This window comes from Halovenus amylolytica (assembly GCA_004015825.1).
Lineage (GTDB): Archaea > Halobacteriota > Halobacteria > Halobacteriales > Haloarculaceae > Halovenus > Halovenus amylolytica.
The window spans coordinates 203,528-224,664 of the sequence record SAYS01000006.1 but is presented as its reverse complement, the minus strand read 5'-3'; the positions used below and the strand labels follow the sequence as shown (position 1 = coordinate 224,664).

The 21,137-nt window shown below is 62.4% G+C and carries 21 protein-coding genes and 1 pseudogene; 12 read left to right on the top strand and 10 right to left on the bottom strand.

The features are described 5' to 3' along the window. The 4 genes and pseudogenes from EOW68_RS07110 to EOW68_RS07095 form a co-directional block, all read right to left on the bottom strand. Positions 1–87: pseudogene (locus EOW68_RS07110) on the bottom strand (IS200/IS605 family transposase); the annotation flags it as partial. 192 nt (positions 88–279) lie between these two features. Then, entirely contained in the window at positions 280–531 is a 252-nt protein-coding gene (locus EOW68_RS07105; protein WP_128224455.1) for a hypothetical protein, read from the bottom strand. A gap of 270 nt (positions 532–801) precedes the next feature. After that, positions 802–2,340 carry a (R)-citramalate synthase gene (locus EOW68_RS07100; RefSeq protein ID WP_128224454.1) on the bottom strand — a complete coding sequence of 513 codons (1,539 nt, stop codon included), beginning with the start codon at positions 2,338–2,340 and terminating at the stop codon, positions 802–804. A 60-nt stretch (positions 2,341–2,400) separates the two neighbouring features. Further along, on the bottom strand, positions 2,401–2,805 hold the full coding sequence (locus EOW68_RS07095) for a DUF192 domain-containing protein (protein ID WP_431358792.1): 405 nt from the start codon (positions 2,803–2,805) through the stop codon (positions 2,401–2,403). A gap of 136 nt (positions 2,806–2,941) precedes the next feature. Here EOW68_RS07095 and EOW68_RS07090 point away from each other — a divergent pair, with 136 nt between their 5' ends. Beyond that, positions 2,942–3,517, top strand: a complete 576-nt coding sequence (locus EOW68_RS07090; RefSeq protein ID WP_128224452.1) for a DUF7097 family protein — start codon at positions 2,942–2,944, stop codon at positions 3,515–3,517. A 1-nt stretch (position 3,518) separates the two neighbouring features. On the opposite strand, the gene EOW68_RS07085 is transcribed toward EOW68_RS07090, so the two are convergent. Next, on the bottom strand, positions 3,519–6,134 hold the full coding sequence (locus EOW68_RS07085) for a heavy metal translocating P-type ATPase (protein WP_128224451.1): 2,616 nt from the start codon (positions 6,132–6,134) through the stop codon (positions 3,519–3,521). Between the two features lie 109 nt (positions 6,135–6,243). Beyond that, positions 6,244–6,834, bottom strand: coding sequence for an AsnC family transcriptional regulator (locus EOW68_RS07080; RefSeq protein ID WP_128224450.1), 591 nt, complete (start codon positions 6,832–6,834; stop codon positions 6,244–6,246). A 132-nt stretch (positions 6,835–6,966) separates the two neighbouring features. Here EOW68_RS07080 and EOW68_RS07075 point away from each other — a divergent pair, with 132 nt between their 5' ends. Beyond that, positions 6,967–7,164 (top strand): heavy-metal-associated domain-containing protein, encoded by a 198-nt coding sequence (locus EOW68_RS07075; protein ID WP_128224449.1) that lies wholly within the window; start codon positions 6,967–6,969, stop codon positions 7,162–7,164. A 38-nt stretch (positions 7,165–7,202) separates the two neighbouring features. Here EOW68_RS07075 and EOW68_RS07070 read toward each other — a convergent pair whose 3' ends face one another. After that, the gene (locus tag EOW68_RS07070) at positions 7,203–8,033 is read right to left on the bottom strand and encodes a hypothetical protein (RefSeq protein WP_128224448.1); all 831 of its coding nucleotides are present in this window, start codon (positions 8,031–8,033) and stop codon (positions 7,203–7,205) included. 159 nt (positions 8,034–8,192) lie between these two features. On the opposite strand from EOW68_RS07070, the gene EOW68_RS07065 reads away from it, so the two are divergent. The 10 genes from EOW68_RS07065 to EOW68_RS07025 all read left to right on the top strand — a co-directional run bounded on the left by EOW68_RS07065 (position 8,193) and on the right by EOW68_RS07025 (position 18,311). Continuing rightward, complete coding sequence (locus EOW68_RS07065) at positions 8,193–9,830, top strand: gamma-glutamyltransferase family protein (RefSeq protein ID WP_128224447.1); 1,638 nt, start codon at positions 8,193–8,195, stop codon at positions 9,828–9,830. Positions 9,831–9,961: 131 nt separating this feature from the next. After that, positions 9,962–10,120 carry a hypothetical protein gene (locus EOW68_RS18560; RefSeq protein ID WP_431358790.1) on the top strand — a complete coding sequence of 53 codons (159 nt, stop codon included), beginning with the start codon at positions 9,962–9,964 and terminating at the stop codon, positions 10,118–10,120. A 158-nt stretch (positions 10,121–10,278) separates the two neighbouring features. Continuing rightward, entirely contained in the window at positions 10,279–10,827 is a 549-nt protein-coding gene (locus EOW68_RS07060; protein ID WP_128224446.1) for a GMP synthase subunit A, read from the top strand. Between the two features lie 50 nt (positions 10,828–10,877). Continuing rightward, positions 10,878–13,481, top strand: a complete 2,604-nt coding sequence (locus EOW68_RS07055) for a calcium-translocating P-type ATPase, PMCA-type (RefSeq protein ID WP_128224445.1) — start codon at positions 10,878–10,880, stop codon at positions 13,479–13,481. A 28-nt stretch (positions 13,482–13,509) separates the two neighbouring features. After that, positions 13,510–13,803: a DUF211 domain-containing protein gene (locus EOW68_RS07050; RefSeq protein ID WP_128224444.1), complete on the top strand. Its 294-nt coding sequence runs from the start codon at positions 13,510–13,512 to the stop codon at positions 13,801–13,803. After that, a complete protein-coding gene (locus EOW68_RS07045) occupies positions 13,803–14,372 on the top strand; it encodes a VIT1/CCC1 transporter family protein (protein ID WP_128224443.1) in 570 nt (189 codons plus the stop codon). The genes EOW68_RS07050 and EOW68_RS07045 overlap by 1 nt, the downstream gene beginning before the upstream one ends. Positions 14,373–14,452: 80 nt before the next feature. Then, positions 14,453–15,229, top strand: a complete 777-nt coding sequence (proC, locus tag EOW68_RS07040) for a pyrroline-5-carboxylate reductase (protein ID WP_128224442.1) — start codon at positions 14,453–14,455, stop codon at positions 15,227–15,229. Further along, complete coding sequence (gene proB, locus EOW68_RS07035; RefSeq protein WP_128224441.1) at positions 15,222–16,049, top strand: glutamate 5-kinase; 828 nt, start codon at positions 15,222–15,224, stop codon at positions 16,047–16,049. Before proC ends, proB begins: the two co-directional genes overlap by 8 nt. Further along, positions 16,046–17,386, top strand: a complete 1,341-nt coding sequence (locus tag EOW68_RS07030) for a glutamate-5-semialdehyde dehydrogenase (RefSeq protein WP_128224440.1) — start codon at positions 16,046–16,048, stop codon at positions 17,384–17,386. The genes proB and EOW68_RS07030 overlap by 4 nt, the downstream gene beginning before the upstream one ends. Before the next feature lie 64 nt (positions 17,387–17,450). Beyond that, positions 17,451–18,311, top strand: a complete 861-nt coding sequence (locus tag EOW68_RS07025) for a universal stress protein (protein WP_128224439.1) — start codon at positions 17,451–17,453, stop codon at positions 18,309–18,311. Between the two features lie 138 nt (positions 18,312–18,449). Here the strand turns inward: EOW68_RS07025 and gcvH are convergent, their stop codons facing one another. The 3 genes from gcvH to EOW68_RS07010 all read right to left on the bottom strand — a co-directional run bounded on the left by gcvH (position 18,450) and on the right by EOW68_RS07010 (position 20,981). Beyond that, complete coding sequence (gene gcvH / locus EOW68_RS07020) at positions 18,450–18,833, bottom strand: glycine cleavage system protein GcvH (RefSeq protein WP_128224438.1); 384 nt, start codon at positions 18,831–18,833, stop codon at positions 18,450–18,452. Continuing rightward, positions 18,830–19,903, bottom strand: a complete 1,074-nt coding sequence (gcvT, locus tag EOW68_RS07015) for a glycine cleavage system aminomethyltransferase GcvT (protein ID WP_128224437.1) — start codon at positions 19,901–19,903, stop codon at positions 18,830–18,832. Before gcvT ends, gcvH begins: the two co-directional genes overlap by 4 nt. Before the next feature lie 229 nt (positions 19,904–20,132). Beyond that, positions 20,133–20,981, bottom strand: coding sequence for a GAF domain-containing protein (locus tag EOW68_RS07010; protein ID WP_128224436.1), 849 nt, complete (start codon positions 20,979–20,981; stop codon positions 20,133–20,135). Positions 20,982–21,137: the final 156 nt, after the last annotated feature.

The window sequence follows — 21,137 nt, the reverse complement described above, 5'->3', positions numbered from 1 at the left end:
ATCCGCAGAACCGTCGGTTCTGCGAGACTTCGGGAGCCACACTATGTGGTAGTTGAGGTTGTAGGTTGCGTGCCGTGTGGTCTTCATCCGTGCTACACACTATGTTCATGTCATGGCAAATATCTTGGGGAAACGGTGGGAAATCCAGCCCTGCAATAGAATTGTGGATTGTCACACTATGTTGTCCGCTCGACCCCCGCCTGTTCGCTCCTCGGTTCCGACAGGGTGTCGGAACACTCGTCACTCACGGGAAGGCGGGGGTATGCGCTCGTATCTCTATCATTTGATCCAGTCGAACACCCAGTCGATACCCGACCTGAACCGCGAATCGGTGGTCTGGTCGTCCATCTGCTGGTCGTGTTTGTGATCGATGACGGTCTCGTAGTTCGAGATAACCTGCTGTAACTGGTCGTCTTTCTGTTCGATGATACCTTCCAGGGTGGCAATCTCGTCTTCGAGTGCTTCGAGTTCGTCCTCGAGCTCGTCGACTTGCCTGGCAAACTCGTCGCGTTCTGCTTCTAGTGTCTCCATTTCTTGTTCGAGTGTCGCAATATGGATCCGTTCTCTGAGATAGTGAACCGAGTCAGTAGAACCCAGGCTGACTGGTAGCTGTTGGTCGCTGCTGTGGGACTCGTCTGCGGACCCAGACTCACCGCAATTAGGCGGGTTAGAGGTGTGTCGCATTGGGCAGTCCTCGGGATTTCATGTAAGGGTTTCACACGGAAAAATGATCGTCAGTCAGTTGTCAGACGTCAGGCCGGAAGCAGTCGAGAAGAGACGAAAAACGACTTCGGCGACCGATCAGTCGTCGGCGATGACCCGGTCTTCGTCCGAGGCGATGAGGCGGTCCATCGCTTCGACCATCGCGGTGACCGACGCATGCGTGATATCGGAGTCGCTCTGTGAGACGGCGACAGTGTCGTCGCCGCGTGACATCTCGACTTCGACAGTCACGACGGCGTCGGTGCCGCCGGTGATCGCGTCGACGTGGTAGGATTCAAGCGCCGCGTCGAGTTCGTGGCTCAACGCCTCGACAGTCGCGTTCATCGCAGCATCGACCGGTCCGGAGCCGGTCGCGGCGTTCTCGCGCTGTTCGCCGTCGACGTCGAGCCGGATGCTCGCAGTCGGCGGGTTGACCCCGCTGACCGCCGTCAGATCGAGCAGTTCGACCCGGCGGTCGCGGTCGGTGCCGCTTATCTCCTCTGCGATCCGCAGGAGGTCGGCGTCGGTGACGCGTTTGCCCCGGTCGCCGATCTCCTTGACCCGGGCAACGATATCCACGAGTTGGTCGTCGGTGACCTCGACGTCGTGTTCGCCGAGCGCTGCTTCGACACCCGCGCGTCCGGCGTGTTTTCCGAGTGCGAGTCGGCGCTTTCGGCCCACCTTCTCCGGTGGGTACGGCTCGTACATCGCGTCGTCTTTCAGCGTACCGTCGGTGTGGATGCCCGACTCGTGAGTGAAGGCGTTCTGGCCGACGACCGCCTTGTTCGGCGGGAGCGGGACGCCGGTCTTGTTGGCGACCAGCTGTGCCAGCTCGTAGATCTTCTCCAGATCCATCGTCTCGATCCCGTAGCCGTGATCGAGTGCGATCGCGACTTCCTCCAGTGCGACGTTGCCGGCCCGTTCGCCGATGCCGTTGATCGTCCCGTGGACGAGATCCGCACCCGCGGCGACCGAGACCAGCACGTTCGTCATCGCCAGCCCCAGATCGTCGTGGGTGTGCGTACTCGTCGGCCCGAGATCGACGAGCCTGGAAACCACGGCAAGTGTCCGGTCGGGCGTGGCGTGGCCGACGGTGTCGGCGTAACACACACGATCAGCACCGGCGTCGAACGAGGCACCCATGAGCTGTTCGAGATAGTTCAGATCGGCACGGGAGCCGTCTTCGCCGATGACCTCGACCCAGAGGCCGTGGTCTTTGGCGTAGTCGACCAGCTCTGCAGTCTTCGTGACGTTTTCCTGTGGCGTGATGCCGACCTTGTCTCTGACGTGTTTGTCACTGGCCGGCACGACGAGGTTGATCCCGTCGACATCGCAGTCCATCGCGAGGTCGATGTCGTTTTTGATACCACGGCAGAAACTCGTCACTGTCGCCGAGATGTCGAGATCGGTGACGCGCTGGATCGTCTGGCGTTCGCCGGCACCAGTGCAGGCGCTGCCGGCCTCGATCACGTCGATCCCGGCCCCGTCGAGTTTGCGTGCGATGTGTGCTTTCTCGTCGGGTGTCAGCGATATACCCGGTGCTTGTTCGCCATCCCGGAGCGTCGTGTCGAGAAGCTGTACGTCGTCAGTGTCGTCAAGCGAGGTGGTGTCGGGGTGGCCCCCGAATAAATCGATCACGGGTCATGTTACCCTGGTTGTCTCTGGGGGTGTGCAGCCCTATAAAGTTGCCTTTTGCGATCAGCCCGAGCTGTCGACGACACGAACGGTGTCCCCGGGAGCGACACCCTCGGCCGCCCCTGCCGGGAGTTCGACGATCCGGTCGGCCCGGGCCATCCCGGCGCTTCGCCAGGGATGCATCCGTTTCGCTTTGAGTACTTCGTCGTCGTCGAGCCAGAGGACATCCAGCGAGTGACGGACGAAAAGCATGTGGACGAACTGCCGTGGCGGGCCGCTGGTAAACGGCAGCCCACCGCTACTGCCGACCTCCATCACGAGTGCGAAGTTCTCGGGCAGCTCCGACCGGAACATCAGCCCGCGCATCTGTGCGAGCCCCGAGTCGGCGACCTCGACTTCGGTCGCGAGTGTCCGCGGCTCGGTCGCTTGCTCACCCAACGTATCGTCTCGGTCGTGGACGACGTGCACTGCCATACCGGCATCTCACAGCCTCGGGAAAAAAGTCTGTCTGCCGTCTCACAGTGCTGGGTATCCATCAGTGTTGTTGACGCGTCGATAGAGTTCCCGCACAAAGACTCAAGCAGATCGCGGACACAGCAGACGCATGGAGAAAACGGACGCCGGGACCTCCGTCGGCGTGGACGACCCCTACCAGTTCGTCGACCGCTGTGATTTTCTCACCGACGAGGGCAAGTGTCGGTTCGCAGTCGAGTACGGCGACCACGATCCGCAGTTTGCAACGGAGTTGCGCGAGCAGGAGTACCAGTGCCCTGTCGCCGGCGAGACAGACGAGGAGGGGCTCACCGGTCACTGGGACTGGGCAGACTGTCCCCACTTCCGGGCGCGCAGTGCCGGCGACGAGTGCCAGCGCTGTGGGCTCGACGAACAGCGGATGGCCCACCACGACGACCGCCCGCTACTCGAAGAACACCACCTCTCCTACGCGAGCGGGTCGGCCCACGGCAGCGGCGAGACGAGCGACGAGATTACGATCACACTCTGCCGGTGGTGTCACGCCAAAGTCCACGACTCCTGGGCCAGGATCGACGACGACGCCAGTCCCGATCCAGAGGCCATCGCACAGCAGGAGAGTCGCCGCGCGAAACAGCAGGAAGAACTGAGTTTCGAATCAGCCGCCGAACGGTACGATCCTGGCGAAGGGAACCAAGAAGAGAAGTGAGCTACCGGAATCGGCCGAACAGTTCGTACTCCTGATCCGGCTTGTACCGCCGGAAGAAGAGACTGTTGGCCAGCACGGAGACGCTGGAGAAAGCCATCGCCGCCGCGGCGAGCACTGGCTGTAACAGCCCCAGGGAGGCCAGCGGAATCATCGACGTGTTGTAGCCGAGCGCCCAGAAGAGATTCTGCTTGATCTTCTGCAGCGTCGCATCCGAGATCCGGATCGCCTTCACCACGTCCTGTGGGTCGTCGCGCATCAGCGTCACGTCCGCGGCCTCGATGGCGACGTCGGTGCCGGAACCGATCGCCGTCCCGACGTAGGCGACAGCCAGTGCCGGCGCGTCGTTGACGCCGTCGCCGACCATCATCGCCCGGCGACCCTCCTGCTGGATCTGCTCGACCGCATCCGATTTGTCTTCCGGGAGGACCTCCGCACGGACCTTGTCGGGATCGATCCCGACCTGCTCGGCGACTGCGCGGGCAGTCCGCTCGTTGTCGCCGGTCAGCATCATCACGTCGAGTCCTCGCTCGCGCAGGTCGGCCACAGCGTTCTTTGCGCTTTCCTTGACCGTGTCGGCGTCGGCGACCACACCGAGGAGTTCGCCCGTCCCATCACCCGAGAGGCGGGCGACGAGCATCGCCGTCTTGCCCTCGCTTTCGAGTCGTTCCATCGTCTCCGTGGCGGGCTCTGGATCGATTCCGTTGTCACGGAGCAGTTTGCGGTTGCCGACCAGTACCTCGGTACCGTCGACTGTCGCCCGAATACCGTGGCCAGGGACGTTTTCGAAGGACTCTGGATCGGTTAGCTCGATACCGCGCTCCTCTGCACCGGCGACGATCGCCTGTGCGAGTGGGTGTTCGCTGCCACTCTCGGCCGATGCGGCCAGCCGGAGCACGTCGTCCTCGGAGACCTGCTCGCGGGCGAGCTGTCCGCCGTCGGCTGCTGGCTCGCCACCATCAGGAACCGGATTCCCCGCTCGGTCGAAGACGACCACGTCGGTCAGCTCCATCTCGCCTTCGGTCAGCGTCCCGGTCTTGTCGAAGACGACGGTGTCGACGTCCTTCGCGCGTTCGAGGATGTCACCACCCTTGAATAGGACGCCGTTCTGGGCACCGATCGTCGTCCCGACCATCGTCGCGGCGGGCGTCGCCAGCCCCAGCGCACAGGGACAGGCGATCAACACCGCGGAGGCGAAGACGATGACCGCGAACTCGAAGATAGAGACACCGCCTCCGACGACGGCTGGCCCGCCGGCGACCTGCCCCCACAGCGGGAGCGCGTCGACGAAGCCAGCGAGTGCCCCGGGGAAGAGAAACCAGACAGTCCCCCAGAACAAGGCGTTGACGATGACGATCGGGACGAAGTACGCGGAGATGCGGTCCGCGACGTTCTGGATCTCGGGCTGGCGTGACTGGGCCTCCTTGACCGTCTGGACGATCTGCTGGAGCGCCGTATCCTCGCCGACCTTCGTCGCCTCGACGACGAGGACACCGTTCTCGTTGATCGTCGATCCGACGACCTCGTCGCCCTCGCTTTTCTCGACTGGGACGGACTCGCCTGTGACCATCGACTCGTCGACGGCAGACTGGCCGTCGAAGACGACGCCGTCGGTCGGAATCTGCTCACCGGGTCGGATCTTCATCCGGTCGCCGACCGCGACGTCTTCGAGTGGGACTTCCTGTTCGTTGCCATCCTCGTCGACGAGCGTGGCCGTCTCGGCCTCCATTTCCAGCAGTTTCCGGAGCGCTTCGCCGGCCTGGCCCTTCGAGCGGGCTTCGAGGTAGTTCCCGAGCGTGATGAACACGAGGATCAGCGCCGCCGTATCGAAGTAGACGTCGCCGGCGATCAGGCCCGACAGAACGGCCACCGAGTAGAGATAGGCCGTCGACGAGCCCAGCGCGATCAGTACGTCCATGTTGGCACGGCCGTTCTTGACGATCGCTTTGTAGGAGTTCCGGTAGAACGGCCAGCCGAGAATCGCCTGGACCGGGGTCGCAAGCAGGAACTCGATCCAGCCCATCTCCAGGCCGAAGATCGTCTCAGGGACGACCGTCCCACCCAGGAGGAACTTGTCGACGAGGAAAAACAGCATCGGCGCCGAGAGAGCGGCCCCGAACAGCGTCAGCCGGAGCTGCTTTCTTGTCTCGGCTTCGCGGGCTGTATCCCGTGCGCTCTGGCCCGAGTCGTCGTCGCCATCCTCGCGCACGGGCGAGTATCCTGCGTCTTCGATGGCGTCGTACAGGGCGTCGAGAGAGACGTCCGCAGGGTTGTATCTGACCTGTGCTTCGTCGGTCGCGTAGTTGACGTCCGCCTCGATGACACCCGGCGTGTCCTCCAGTGCGGTCGCGTTGGCCTCGGCACAGTTCGCACAGGTCATATCGGAGATGGCAATCGTCACCGTCTCCGAGACGGCGCCGTAGCCGGCGTCCTCGATCGTCTCGAAGATCTCCCGTAGCGTTACCTCCTCGGGGTCGTACTCGACTGCGCCCTCGTCGGTGGCGAAGTTGGCGTCCGCCTCCGTGACACCGTCGAGAGATTCCACGGTGTCCTGGATCGTCGCCGAACAGTTGGCGCAGGACATCCCCGTGATATCGAGCTGGGTCCGTCGAGTCGTCATGGTACTCTAGTCTACGGGAGCCACCTTTAGGCAGTTTGTTACTTGCAAAGCGGTGCTTGGTGCGCCCGAGAGTTTGGATTCCAAAGGGAGTCCGGATTCCAGTTGATACTCAGGCTCGTTCTTCGAGACGCTGGTATCGCTCCTCGAACCGTGAGAGACACGAAGAACAGCAGAAGTGGTACACCTCGCCGTCGATCCGGGCCGTCTCGCCCTCGCTGTCGACCGTATTCGAACACTCCGCACAGGTGAGTGCGAACTCGACACCATCGACCGAGGGCGTCCACTCGACGGTATCGACTAGCGTGATCGAGTAGTCCGAGATCGCAACGTCAGCGAACTGGTTCTCGATCCAGGACCGGACGTTCTGTGCCTCGATACGGGCGTAGAACCAGAGTTCGCCTTCGGACGTAACGAACAGGTGCTCGACACCGTCGGCGTCACGAAGGCGGTCACGCGCCTGTTCGAGCGATTCGGCGGGGAGTTCGACCTGGATCAACACCGGGACACCGGCGCGAAGCTGGGCCCGGTCGAGATCGATCGTGAAGTGGTTGATGACGCCGACCTCCTGGAGCCGCTCCACACGGTCCGAGACCGCAGGTCCGGAGAGACCGACCTCGTCACCGATTTCGCTGAACGGACGGCGCGCATTCTCCGCCAGAAGCGAGAGAATCTCCATGTCGGTCTCGTCGAGTTCGCGCATATACGACATACTGACTCCGGATACAATACTGTTTCCCGAAATATGCCTTGGAAACCGAAGTCCAAGATCGAATATACCTTCGAATGCAATGGGAAACGTACAAACTTTGGAGCCTCTTACAGCCAGCTACAGATGAGTCAGACACTCACCGTCGAAGGGATGAGCTGTGATCACTGCGAGCAGACCGTCGAGGAAGCGCTCGAAGGAGTCGAGGGTGTCACGGAGGTGACCGCCGATCACGAGAGTGGCTCGGTCACGGTCGATGGCGCCGCAGATCCGGACTCGCTCGTCCGGGCTGTCGAAGACGCGGGCTACGACGCGTCAGCGTAGCTCTGCTGGTGGTTCGTCGGCGAGTCACCGAGATCCAGCTATCGCTGCAGACTGAACTGGTCTTGCTGTCGGGTGGAGCCGTCGCTGACCCGCCGGGCGACGACGATGTACGTCGATCCGAGTGCGCCGCCGGCAACGGCAAATCCGACCAGTGTGAACGCGTCGACGTGTACAAGCGAGAGATCGGTCCCAAAAAAGCGGAGCAAGAAGATCGGTAAGGCCATCACGACGCCGAACAGCCAGGCGACCACACCGAGGAGCGCTCCGATCACCCCGGCCCGTCCCGGCGAGAGCGCGTCAGCACCGGGCCCCAGTTCGACGAGCAGACTGAATCCGGCGGCGCCGGCGGTCGTCGCGCCAGCCAACAGCAGCCAGCCGCGGAGCGCATTCGAACCGGTGAGCAGCCCGATGGAGTTGAGGTAACCACCCGAGAGGAAGACCACACCGAGGACCGTCATCGAGACGAGTGCCGCGGCGAGGATGGCAGTTACGACCCCGGTGTCGACAGTCACACGCCGGTTCTCGTACTGGCTCCCCATCCGAGAGGTGGCTGTAAAGACAGCCACGGAAAGACAGAACAACGCCAGCGAGACGAAAATCGCCAGCCGTGGTCGGTCGCGTACTGGATCCAGATCCAGCATGTAATGGAAGGCGAACAGATCGACCAGTGGAGTGCCGTGGAGTGCATACAGCGGCTCCTGAAAGACCGGCGTCAGGTGATGAATGTCCGGCACCAGTCCCCAGATCCCACCCACTGTCACGAGCACCAGCGCCGAGTCCTGCACGCTCTCGAACCGGAGTGTCAGCGGTGCCGCAAGAAGGAGGAAAATAGACGCACCGACGAGAAAGTGGACGATTGCATATGCCATCTACTGGTAGTTACCACCGAGGAGCCGTAGTTACAGGGATTCTAATAATCTGAGTAAACGAGTATGTATGAAGTGTTTACATGGGCCATAGTCGGGGAGCGGGTCGCGCCTGGAGTGGCCACCCACAAAACCATATGAGTCTCTCTGCAAGGGACTGGTATGGAACCGGATCTAGATCGGTTCACGTCACGCCGATCGACAGTGTACGCACCGAACGGTGTCGTCGCTACCAGTCAGCCACTCGCTGCCGAGGCAGGGGTCTCGGTACTCCGCGACGGTGGGAACGCTTTCGACGCGGCAGTGGCGACGGCTGCAGCGCTGAACGTCGTCGAACCGACGAGTACGGGACTCGGGGGAGACGTCTTCGCTTGCTATCGGACCGCCGACGGCGAAATCGGCGGGATGCGCGCCTGCGGGCCTGCTCCCGAGGGCGCGAGTCGAGAACTGGTCCGGGACGCAGTCGACGACGAGTCAACGGAGTACGGCAGCGACAGGGATCGCTCGGGTGTGACGATGCCGGATCACGGCCCGCACACCGTCACTGTTCCCGGAACAGCACGGGGGTGGGAGGCGACAGTCGAGGAACTCGGCCGACGAAGCCTCTCGGAGGTTCTCCAGCCGGCGATCGAGTACGCGACGGAGGGGTATCCAGTCACCGAGGTCGTCGCCGCACAGTGGCAACACGGCGAGGAACTGTTCGAAGACGAGCACGCGCGCGAGGCCTATCTCGTCGACGGGAGGGCACCGACTGTCGGCCAGGAGATGCGTCTCCCGGAGTTAGGCGAGTCACTGTCACAGATCGCACAGGAGGGTGCGGACGCGCTCTACGAGGGTGAGATCGGCGAGACCATCGCCGACGAGGTGCAGTCGAAAGGTGGTTTTCTGACGGTCGACGATCTCGCAGCGTTTTCTGTCGAGTGGCTCGATCCCATCTCGACGACGTACGGCGACTGCGAGGTGTTCGAACTCGGCGCGAACAACCAGGGCCAGATCGCGCTCGAAGCACTCAACATCGCCGCGGAGATCGGCGCCGGCGACCACCCCTACGAGTCGGCCGACCGGGTGCACGCCTTCGCGGAAGCGTTGAAACTGGCCTTCCACGACGGCCACCACTACATCACCGATCCGGAATTCGAACCGGTCCCGGCGCTGCACGAGAAATCGTACGCGAAGCGGCGTGCCGAGGCCTACAGCCCGGATGCGGCGGTGACCGACGTCGGCGTCGGAACCCCCGACGCGGCAGGCGAGGATTCGGATACGGTGCTGTTGACCGTCGCCGACGAGACTGGCAACGTGGTCTCGTACATCAACTCCCGGTTCGCTGGCTTCGGGAGCGGACTCGTCGCCGGCAACACTGGAATCGCACTCCAGAATCGTGGTGCCTCCTTCTCACTCTCCGGGGAGGTGCCGAACAGTCTCGAACCCGGGAAACGGCCGTTCCACACGCTCGTGCCAGCACTCGCCCGATTCAGTGAGGACGACTGGCTCGCATTCGGCGTGATGGGTGGCTACATGCAGCCACAGGGCCACGTCCAGGTGCTCGCGAACATCGTCGACTACGGGATGGGACTGCAGGCCGCCCTCGACGCGCCGCGCTGGCGGTACCGGGCCGATGGTACCCTGGCTGTCGAGGAGCGGATCGCGGACGGGATCGCGCCGAAACTGGCCCGTCGGGGCCACGACGTCCGGATCGAACCACCGAGTGCCTTCGGCGGCGCCGAAATCGCCAGAAGTGACGGGAATATCCGCTCGGGCGCAGCCGAGCCACGGAAAGATGGTCAGGTATCAGGATATTGAATTAATTTCGAATAGAAGTGGACATACAGCCAACATTACAGAGTTCTTCTACACGTATTCTCACCAAAACTGTAGTCCAGACAACAGGCCAGCCACACAATTAATACGTACTCGGGCCGTAGTAAAGGACAATGTCAGCCAGAACGCAAAACCAGCACATCTCGATCTACGAGTGGCTGAGCTGTCCGGAGTGCGGGTCGCGGGATATCGTCCGCGGGCCGCGGTTCGAGGACGGTTCTGTCGAACTCCGCTGTGACGAGTGCGAGGTCGTGAGTCGAGTCGGACTCTGAGATCGGTCGTCGTGATGATAGCGGTCTGTCGGACGGAAGCCGAGTCCTGAGCGGTCGAGATAGCACGAACCCTCTTTTGGGAGAACAGTACTCGAAGCCTCCCAAACCACCATCGCAGAACAGACAACATTTATTCCCCGCTCTGTTACGGAGGAGCAATGACACGGATCGACGTAATCGACAACCACGGGCAGTTCACGCATCTCGAACAGCGTGCGCTCCGTGACATGGGCGTCGACGTCGACATCGTCGACAACGAGACGCCCCCCGAAGCGATCGACGCCGACGGGCTCGTCCTCTCCGGCGGCCCGGATATCGACCGCATCGGCAACTGTGCAGACTATCTGGAGCTCGATATCCCCGTCTTCGGTATCTGTCTCGGTATGCAAGTTATCGCGGCGGAGCTCGGCGGCACGGTCGGTGCCGGCGAGTACGGCGGCTACGCCGACGTCACCGTCGAGATCACCGAAGCGGACGACCCACTCGTCGGCTCGCTCGCACCCGAAACCCGGGTCTGGGCGAGTCACGCCGACGAAGTGAAGCAGGTCCCAGAGGGGTTCAAGCGCACGGCAAAGAGTGACGTCTGTGGTGTCGAGGCGATGAGCGACACCGACCGGGAGCTGTTCGGCGTCCAGTGGCACCCCGAGGTGGCACACACCGAAGAGGGCGAGGCCGTCTTCGAGAACTTCCTCACAATTTGCGAGTGACGGGGCTGCCGGGAGTAGTTCTTTAGGCGATTGGTTCGAATGACGACACGATGGAGGAGCCCGCCTACGCAACCGTCCCCGAGCGTGTCCTCGATGCACTCGAAACACAAAAAGAGGGGTTGACAGCCGATGCGGCCCGGCGCCGACTCGACGAGTACGGAAAAAACGAGATCGTCGGGAGAGGTGGCCGGTCACCGCTTTCGATCTTTCTCGCCCAGTTCGACAGCGTTCTGATCTGGGTGCTCGTCGCCGCCGCCATTCTCTCGGTACTGGCGGGCCACGCGGTCGATGCAGTGCTGATCACGATCATCGTCGTCGCCAACGGGATCTTCGGCTTCGTCCAGGACTACCGCGCCGAACAGAGCCTCGAATCGCTCAGGGAACTTGCTGCCCCGACGGCGACGGTTCGACGGGACGGCGAGAGCCAGGAGATGGAGGCGACGAAACTCGTCCCGGGCGACGTGATCGAACTGACTGATGGCGACGTGGTACCTGCCGACAGTCGGCTGCTCGACGTCTCCGACCTCGAAATCGACGAGGCCGCACTGACCGGCGAGTCCGTCCCGGTCGGGAAATCATCGGCAGCGGTCGAGCCGGAGACCCCGCTCGCCGACCGCGACAGCATGGTCTACAAGGGGACGAACGTCACCCGCGGCAAGGCAGTCGCCGTCGTCACCGAGACGGGGATGGAGACGGAGGTCGGTGACATCGCGGGGGAACTCGCAGCGACCGAGGAGACGGAGACACCGCTGCAGGGCGAACTCGACGAACTGGGGCGCAACCTCGGAATCGGCGTGCTCGTGCTCTCGGCACTGGTCGCGCCGTTTCTGTTCTTCCGCGGGACAGAGGCCGTCCAGGCCGCACTCACCGCAGTCTCGCTGGCCGTCGCCGCAGTGCCGGAAGGGCTACCTGCTGTGGTCACGCTGACGCTCGCTCTCGGGGTGCGTGCGATGGCCGACGAACAGGCGCTCGTCCGCCGGCTGCCGGCAGTCGAAGCCCTGGGTGCCGTCGACGTGATCTGTACGGACAAGACGGGGACGCTGACGAAAGGCGAGATGACTGTCAGCCGACTCTGGATTCACGACAGCGTCATCGAGGACGAGACGAACGATCCGTCGGGCCGGGAGCGATTGCTCCTGGAGATCGGCGCGCTCTGTAACGATTCGACGCTGGAATCGGGTAATCCAACCGAGCAGGCGTTGCTCGAAGCGGCCGACAGCCGCGGGATCGATCTCGCACAGTTGCGCGAGCAGACCCCCCGACGAGACGAGGTGGCCTTCTCCTCGGAACGGAAGTGGATGGGGACGATCCACGACGATGCAGGCTACGTGAAGGGTGCCCCCTCGGTCGTCCTGGCGAACTGCGACCGACTCCTGACAGAGGAGGGCCCGGTCGAGTTGACCGACGAACACCGCGAACGGATCGAGACGAAAGTCGAGAACTTCGGTGACGACGCGCTCCGCGTGCTCGGGATGGCCTACACGGAGGAGTCGACCAGCGAACTGGACGAGGGACTGATCTTCGTCGGCCTGACCGGGATGATCGATCCGGCGCGGCCGGAGGTTGCCGACGCAATCGCGGCGACGACACGTGCCGGCATCGAGGTGAAGATGATCACCGGCGACAACGTGCGGACCGCACGCGCCATCGCGGAGTCGCTCGGACTCGGCACCGAACTGCTCGAAGGACGGGAGATCGAAGCGATGGACGACGAGACGCTCCGCGAGCGCGTCGAATCGGTCGACCTGTTCGCACGCACCTCACCGGAACACAAGGTCCGGATTCTGCGTGCGCTCCAGGATCAGGGCCACCAGGTCGCGATGACCGGCGACGGTGTCAACGACGCGCCGGCGCTGAAAAACGCCGACGTCGGCGTCGCGATGGGGATCCGCGGGACCGACGTGGCGAGGCAGGCGTCGGATATCGTCCTGCTCGACGACAACTACGCGACCATCGAGCGGGCCGTCGAGCGCGGGCGTGGGATCTTCGACAACATCTGGAAGTTCGTCGCCTACCTCCTGAGCGCGAACGTCGCGGAGGTCGCGCTCGTCTTTCTGGCCTCGCTGGCGGGCTATCTCATCCTGCCCGCGGTCCAGTTGCTGTGGATCAACCTGCTGACCGACGGGCTGCCGGCGCTCGCGCTCGGGGCCGACCCCAAAAGCGGGGACGTGATGGAGCGACCACCCCGCGAACCCGGGTCGGGGATCGTCGGCGGCCAGATGCTCGGGCTGATCGGCGGCACTGGCCTCGTCACGACGGTCGTCATGCTCGGACTGATGTTCGTGACACTCGACGGGGCCGCGAACGCGACCGCCTACGCCGTGACGATGGTGTTCACCGGTTTCGTCTTCCTCGAATTCGAGAAGCTGTACGTCATCCGCTGGCTGCGCGAGACGCCCACACTGTCGAATCTGTGGCTCGCGGCCGCCGTCGGGGCCTCTATCGTCCTCCAGCTCGCTGTCCTGTACACGCCGCTGAACCAGTACTTCGGGACAGTGCCGCTCGAACTGGCCGACTGGGGGATCATCGCGGCGGTCCTCCTCGTCTGTCTGCCTGCCTACCTTGCCGTAGCCCTCCTTCTCAAGGGGACCCGTGGTCGGGCTGTCCCCCCGGATAGTTCGACGGTTACCGCCGATCGGGCGGAGTCCAACTGATAAGTCAATCGCGTGCCACAAACCAACTATGAGTCCTGCCACACGGCGGATCGTCCTGGACGTGCTGAAACCACACGAACCGGAGATGCTCACCGTTGCCGACGAGGTCGCTGACTGCCCGGGCGTCGACAGCGTCAACGTCGTCCTCGTCGAGACGGATCGGGAGGTACAGAGCCTCAAACTCACGATCGAGGGATCAGCGATCGAGGCCGATACCGTCGAGGAGACCATCGAGCGCATCGGAGCGTCGATCCACTCGGTCGACCAGGTGGTCTGCGGTGACAGCATCGTCGAACAGGTCGACACGCCACAGGACCGCTGATGAGTTCGCTCGAATCGCTGCTCGAAGACGACGAAGTACGGTCGATCTCGCGGCGGTATTTCATCTCCAACGGCTTCGACGGGACGCTGACAGCCATCGGCGTCGTCGTCGGGGCCTACCTGTCGGGTGTATCAGATGGAATCACGGTCGTGATGATCGGCCTCGGTGCAGCGATCGGACTGGGGACGTCGGGTGTCTGGAGCGTCTGGGAGATCGAGCGAGCCGAAAAGCAGGCCGACCTGTTCCGGATCGAGGAGGCGATGTTGACCGATCTCGGCGACACAGAGCTCGAAAAACGCCAGCGCAGCGCCCGGACGGTGAACGCAGTCGCGAGCGGGATCGGGCCGATCATCGGCATCCTCCTGCCACTGCTGCCGTTTCTGGCCCACGACGTGTTCTTTACGCTGCTCGAAGCGACCATCGTCGCCGTCGGGATCGGCGTCACCGTCCTCTTCGTGTTCGGTGCATATCTCGGCTCGATCTCGAAACAGAACTGGATCGTCGCCGGCATCCGGATGGGTCTCGCGGGGCTCGTGGTCGCCGTACTCAACATCTTCCTGCCGGGGTAGCCAGCAGACCGAGCAACTCGCACGGAAATCAACGTCTGTATATTCCCCCCTCTGCTTGTCACGAATAGAGACGAGATAGTATGGCAGAGGTAACCATCATCGGCTGCGGGAATCTAGGAAGCGCCCTGATCACGGGGCTCTCGAAGAGCGGCAATCACACGATTACTGCGTACGATATCGATCCGGACGCTCTCGAGGGGGTCGCACCACTCTGTGAGACGACAACGTCGGATCTCGACGAGGCGACAGCGTCCGAGGTCGTCATCGTCGCAGTCAAACCGAAACATATCGAGGCAGTGCTCGACGACCTCGATCTGTCGCCGGAGCAGACGCTCGTGACCGTCGCCGCGGGGGTGCCCAAGGCGTTCGTTGAGGCACGGACCGAGGCGACAGTCGTGCGGATCATGCCGAATCTGGCGGCCGAAACGCGGGATATGGCGACCGCCGTCACGTGGGACGAGGTCGACGAGACCGTCGCAGAACTGCTCGACGATCTCGGGGAGTTCGCCGAGATCGACGAGGCACAGATGGACGTCGCGACGGCACTCAACGGCAGCGGCCCGGCCTTCGTCTTCTATTTCCTGCAAGCGATGAAGGAGGCAGGCGTCGAGGAGGGACTGACCGAGGAGGAAGCCGAGACACTCGCCGCACAGACGTTCAAGGGGGCCGCCGAGACGGTCCACCACTCCGAGAAGAGCGTGGACGAACTCATCGACGCCGTCTGTTCACCGAACGGGACGACCATCGAGGGGATGGAAGTGCTCTGGGACAGCGACGTCGAACCGGTGATCGGGGAGGCACTGGCTGCGGCAACCGAACGATCCAGAGAACTGGCCGACGACTTCGACGATGAGTGAGACAGTCGAAGCCGAGCGGGTGAGGCAAGCGCGCCAGCTAGCCGCGGATGCAGACCGGGTCGTCGTCAAGGCCGGGACGAACTCGCTGACCGACGAGGAGTCGAATCTCGACGACAGGAAACTCGACAAACTGGTCGACGATATCGCCGACCTCCGCGAGCAGGGCAAAGAGGTGATCCTGGTCTCCTCGGGGGCAGTCGGTGCCGGCAACGGCCGGATCGGACTCGTCGGCGATACCCTGGAGGAGTCACAGGCGCTGTCGACGATCGGGCAGAGCCACCTGATGCGCCGGTACACCGAGAGCTTCGAGCGGTACGACACGACGACCGCCCAGATCCTGCTGACGGAGCTTGATTTACAGAACACCGAACGTTTCACCAACTTCCGGAACACGATCGAGACGTTGCTCGACTGGGGCGTCGTCCCCATCATCAACGAGAACGACGCGGTCGCGATCGAGGAGATCCACATCGGCGACAACGATATGCTCTCGGCGTCGGTGACGATCGGTGTCGACGGTGATCTGCTGGTGACGCTGACCGACGTCGGCGGCGTCTACACCGGGAACCCCAAAGAGGACCCCAACGCCGAGTTGATCGAGGCGGTCGGTGACAACTACGCCGAGGTCGAAACACTCGTCGAAGAGACGGCCGCCAGCGAGTTCGGCGGGATTCAGACGAAAGTTCAGGGTGCCCGCGAGGTCAGCGAGTACGGCTCCCCCGCGATCATCGCACGGTCGACCGAACAGGACATTCTCGCAAAGATCGCTGCGGGCGAAACAGTCGGAACGATATTTACCCCAATCAACGGAGAACAATGAGCGAACACACGACCGAGAAACGGACAGAGGCAAAGGTCACAGAGGCGAATTCGGCAGCGCTCGAACTGGCGAAACTCACGGAGCAGGAGCGCAACGAGGGACTGCACGAGATCGCCGACGCGATCGACGACAGCCACGAGGAGATCCTCGAAGCCAACGACGAGGACGTCGAAGAGGCCGAACAGCTGCTCGAAGACGGCGAGTACACCCAGGCACTGGTCGACAGACTCGAACTCTCGCCGTCGAAACTCGACAGCATCACCGAGATGGTCCGTAGCGTCGCCGACCAGGAGGATCCACTCGGGAAGACGCTCGCCGCACGACGCCTCGACGAGGGACTCGAACTGTACAAGCAGTCGGTCCCCATCGGCGTCATCGGAACGGTCTTCGAGTCCCGACCGGACGCGCTGGTCCAGATCGCCGCCCTCAGTCTCAAGTCGGGCAACGCAGTGATCCTGAAAGGCGGGAGTGAGGCCGCCAGCTCGAACCGCGTGCTCTACGAGATTATCCGGGAGGCGACCGCCGACCTGCCAGAAGGGTGGGCACAGCTCATCGAGGCCCGCGAGGACGTCAACACACTGCTCGAGATGGATGGCTCGGTCGATCTGCTCATGCCACGGGGCAGTTCGGAGTTTGTCAGCTACATCCAGGACAACACCTCGATCCCAGTGCTCGGCCACACCGAGGGGATCTGTCACGTCTTCGTCGACACGGCGGCCGATCTCTCGATGGCCGCGGATATCGCCTTCGACGCGAAGGTGCAGTACCCCGCAGTCTGTAACGCTGTCGAGACACTGCTCGTCCACGAGGACGTGGCAGAGGAGTTCCTGCCGGAGATCGCCAGTCGGTACCAGGAGGCCGAGGTAGAACTGCGCGGCGACGAGGCTGCACGCGAACTTGTGGAGATGAACGAAGCCACCGAGGAAGACTGGTCGAGCGAGTACGGCGACCTCATTCTCGCCGTCAAGATCGTCGACTCGCTGGATTCGGCCATCGATCACGTCAACACGTACGGTTCGAAACACACCGACTCGATCGTGACCGACGATGCCGAGCGTGCGAGCATCTTCATGCGCAGCATCGACTCGGCGAGTGTGTTCCACAACGCCTCGACGCGCTTTAGCGACGGCTACCGGTTCGGCCTCGGTGCCGAGGTCGGCATCAGCACGGGCAAAACCCACGCACGCGGCCCGGTCGGACTGGAGGGGCTGACGACCTACAAATACCACCTCGAAGGCAGCGGTCAGCAGGTCGCCAGCTACGCCGGCGACGACCCGAAACCGTTCCTCCACGAGGAGTTCGACGGCGAGTGGATCCCCGGACAGCTCTCGGAGTAGCCCGTCGACTGCAATCATTGCTCTGGTGGAAAGTTCTTAGCGACTCCCGCTCGTAGCTGTCGGTATGTACGACAAGATTCTGCTCCCGTTCGACGGGAGCGAGGGCGCATCAGCGGTGTTGCACCACGCGAGTGAGATCGCACACCGGACCGACGCGACCATCCACGTCCTGTTCGTCGCCGACACAGCCCGGGAGAGTGTCACCGTCGTCGAAACCGACGTCGTGGATACGCTCGTTCAGGAGGGCGAGGATATCGTCGCGGAAGCAGCCAAGACACTCGATACGCTCGGTGTGGACTACGAAACAGATGTCATCCAGGGCAACCCGGCACCGACGATCGTCGACTACGCCGACAGCTACGACTTCGACCTGATCGTGATGCCGACCCACGGCCGCGAGGGACTCTCGCGGTATCTCATCGGCAGTGTTGCCGAGAAGGTGGTCCGACTCGCGTCGGGCCCCGTCCTCACGGTGCGGATGCTCGACGACGAACGGTTGCAGTTTCCCTACGAGGATATCCTCATTCCGACCGACGGCAGTGCCGGGGCGACAGAGGCTGGAGAGCACGGGCTCGCACTCGCAGCCACACTCGATGCGACGGTCCACATCCTCTCGGTCGTCGATACCGGACTCGCGCTCGGATCGGAGATGGCGAGATCGGACACCGAGCAGGCCGCAACCAACGCTGTCGAGGAACTCGAAGCGAGTGCAAAGAGCCAGGGCATCACGAACACCGAGACATACGTCGATCGTGGCAAGCCAGTCGAGGTGATTCTCGACCACATCGAATCGGACGGGATCGACGCCGTCGTGATGGGAACGGACGGACGACGCGGGACCGAGCGGATCTTGCTCGGGAGTGTCGCCGAGAAGACGGTTCGCTCCGCACCGGTTCCGGTGCTGACAGTCAGAAAGCCAGAGTAGTTTCCGACGAGGCCGACCATTCTGTATAGCAGTAATTGATTTATTGGAGAGGCAGAAGCCGAGACTCGGGAAACAGCTAAACAGTCGGAAAACAGCCGCTATCGGCCAAATCCAGCCGTAATCGTCCGAAAATACAGCTTATTCGATCTGCTCGCGGTACTCGGCCGGTGAGAGCAACTCGTCGAGTTCGCTCTCGTCGTCGAGTTCGACCTCGATCATCCAGCCGTCGCCGAAAGGATCGTCGTTGACCAGCTCCGGGGTGTCGAGGAGGTCGTCGTTCGTTTCGGTGACTGTTCCCGAAACCGGCGCGTACAGATCCGAAACGGCCTTGATCGATTCGATGACACCGAAATCCTCGTCTTTCGTGACAGTGTCACCCTCCTGTGGTAACTCGACGAAGACCACGTCGCCGAGTTCGTCCTGTGCGAAGCCAGTGATACCGATCCGGACAGTGCCGTTTTGCTGCCGTGCCCACTCGTGTGAGTCGAGATACCGGCAGTCGTCTGGAACCTGGAAGCTCATGATAGGAATGGGGGCGTGGTGGTACGTGCTTTCTTCGGTTCGTCACGGATGACGACCCGGACTGATTCTTCCGATCCCGCATACTTTGCGGGCAGGTACGCCAGCGCGATGGGATCACCGAGCGTTGGGCTCATCGTCCCGCTCGTGACCTCTCCGATCACCTCGCCATCTGGTGTCTGGACCGGGTAGCCGTGGCGGGGAACACCACGTTCACGAAGGACGATACCGACGAGTTTCTCTGCCGGTCCTTCAACGTCGACACCCTCCAGGGCATCACGACCCACGAACTCGGTGTCGAGTTTGACCGCGAAGCCGATCCGGGCCTCGTAGGGGTTCCGTGGGTTCTCCTCGGGATCGAAGTCCTGGCCAGAGAGAAGAAATCCCTTCTCCAGACGAAGGGTATCCCGCGCACCTAACCCACAGGGTTGACACTCCAGTGCGTCCCAGACCGTGGCTGCCTCGTCCCAGGGACAGAGCACCTCGAACCCCTTCTCGCCGGTGTATCCCGTCCGGGCGACGAGTGAGTCGACGCCAGCGACCGGACCCGCTGCGAGTTCGAACCGGTCCAACTCATCCAGATCGAGGGCGGTCTCCGCACCGAGTAACTCCGGAGCGTCCGGGCCCTGGATGGCGACCATCGCGTACTCCTCTGTCCGGTTGGTTATCTCGGCGTCTAGCCCCCACTCGTCACGGTAGGTGACCCAGCGGTCGTACATCTGTTCGTCGTGGCCGGCGTTGGGGATGAACAGAAACTGCTCGTCGCGGGCCTCGGGAAGCCGGTAGACGACGGTGTCGTCGAGCATGACCCCCCTTTCGTCGGTGATCGCGGCGTACTGTGCTTCGCCGGAGTCGAGTGCCTCCACGTCGTTCGTGGTGAGCCGCTGCATGAGCCGGGTCGCGTCAGGGCCGGACACCGTGAGCTCGCCCATATGCGAGACGTCGAACTTGCCGACAGACTCCCGGACAGCGCTGTGTTCGGCCCGGATCGAGTCGAACTCGACGGGCATCTCCCAGCCCCCGAAATCCGTCTGTTTCGCCGAGTGCTCGATCGGCGGTTGTCGAAGCGACATGCCTCTGAGGAGGCGACGAGGACTCCTAATCCTTGTGACGCAGGCCGCCGATAAACCCTATAACGCGATAGTAAATCGATTCGAGCGAGCTACCGCCGGCCTCGAAACGGAAACTGAGATCGCCCGTTTTCGGCGATTTCGCCGGCTCGACCGGCAGAAACAGTCACAGATCGCCCCGAACAGTAGCGACGACACAGCGAACAGCAAAAAAAGCGGACGGCAGTACAGATCAGTCGGTCTGATACTCGTCCAACTGCCGAAGGAAGGGTTCGATCTCGGAAAAGTCCGGGCCTGGATAGATGGTGTTCAGGTCGGGACTCAGCTCCACGTAGCCCGCCTCCTCTAACTTCGGGAGGTGGACGTGGCGCAGTGTTGTCTCGACGTGTTCGATATCAGTCTCCCGTTCGAGCAGTTCGAGAATGTTCTCGGTGGAATCGTCCAGCAGTGACAGGACGATCAGCCGCCGCACTTCGTTACCGAGTACCTCCATGAGCGTATTCATCCGTGACAAAGAGATATCGTGACCTTCGAGGTCGAGGCTGGCGACGTCCTGTGCCGGTGGGCCACGCCACTGGTTCAACTCGTGGCTCACCCACTGGCTGTACATCTCCAGCAGCGCGAGTTCCTGGTCGGTGATCGGGTCGTGCCGAGGGGCAGTGTTCGCAAAGCAGAGTGTGCCGTACAGGTCGCCATCTGCAGAGACAGTCGTTCCGATGTAGCTCCCGAGGTTGAATACTCTGTACGCGGGATCATCGGCCCATCCGTCGGCCACTGCGTTAGAAATAGCCAACACCCCATCCGGCTCCGTGATCGTTTTGCGGCAGTAGGTGGTCGGGAGTGGAACAGTGTCCCCTGCCTGCAAGTTCTCGTGGGAGCCGTGGACGACCTGAAAATACTGCATCTCCGCCTCCGTATCGATGCGCGAAAAAAACCCATACTCCAGCCCAAACGCCGAGGTCTCCCGCTCGAAGAGGCGTTCGAGTCTGCTCCCCAGATCGGTATCGGGTGCAAACATGATCTCCCACAGCTCCTGAAAATAGGCGATACCCTGTGACTGCGTACAGATACTATGTGTCATCCCGGGCCACCCTGCTGAAAAATTGAGTATATGTCATGTACTGTCCTTACCACAGAGTATCTCACCGCCACAGTTAGGGAATTGCATGATACCAAGTAACAAAGTGCAAACCACACCAATACGTACACTCTGGAGAGAGAATAGGTAGTAAGTGGC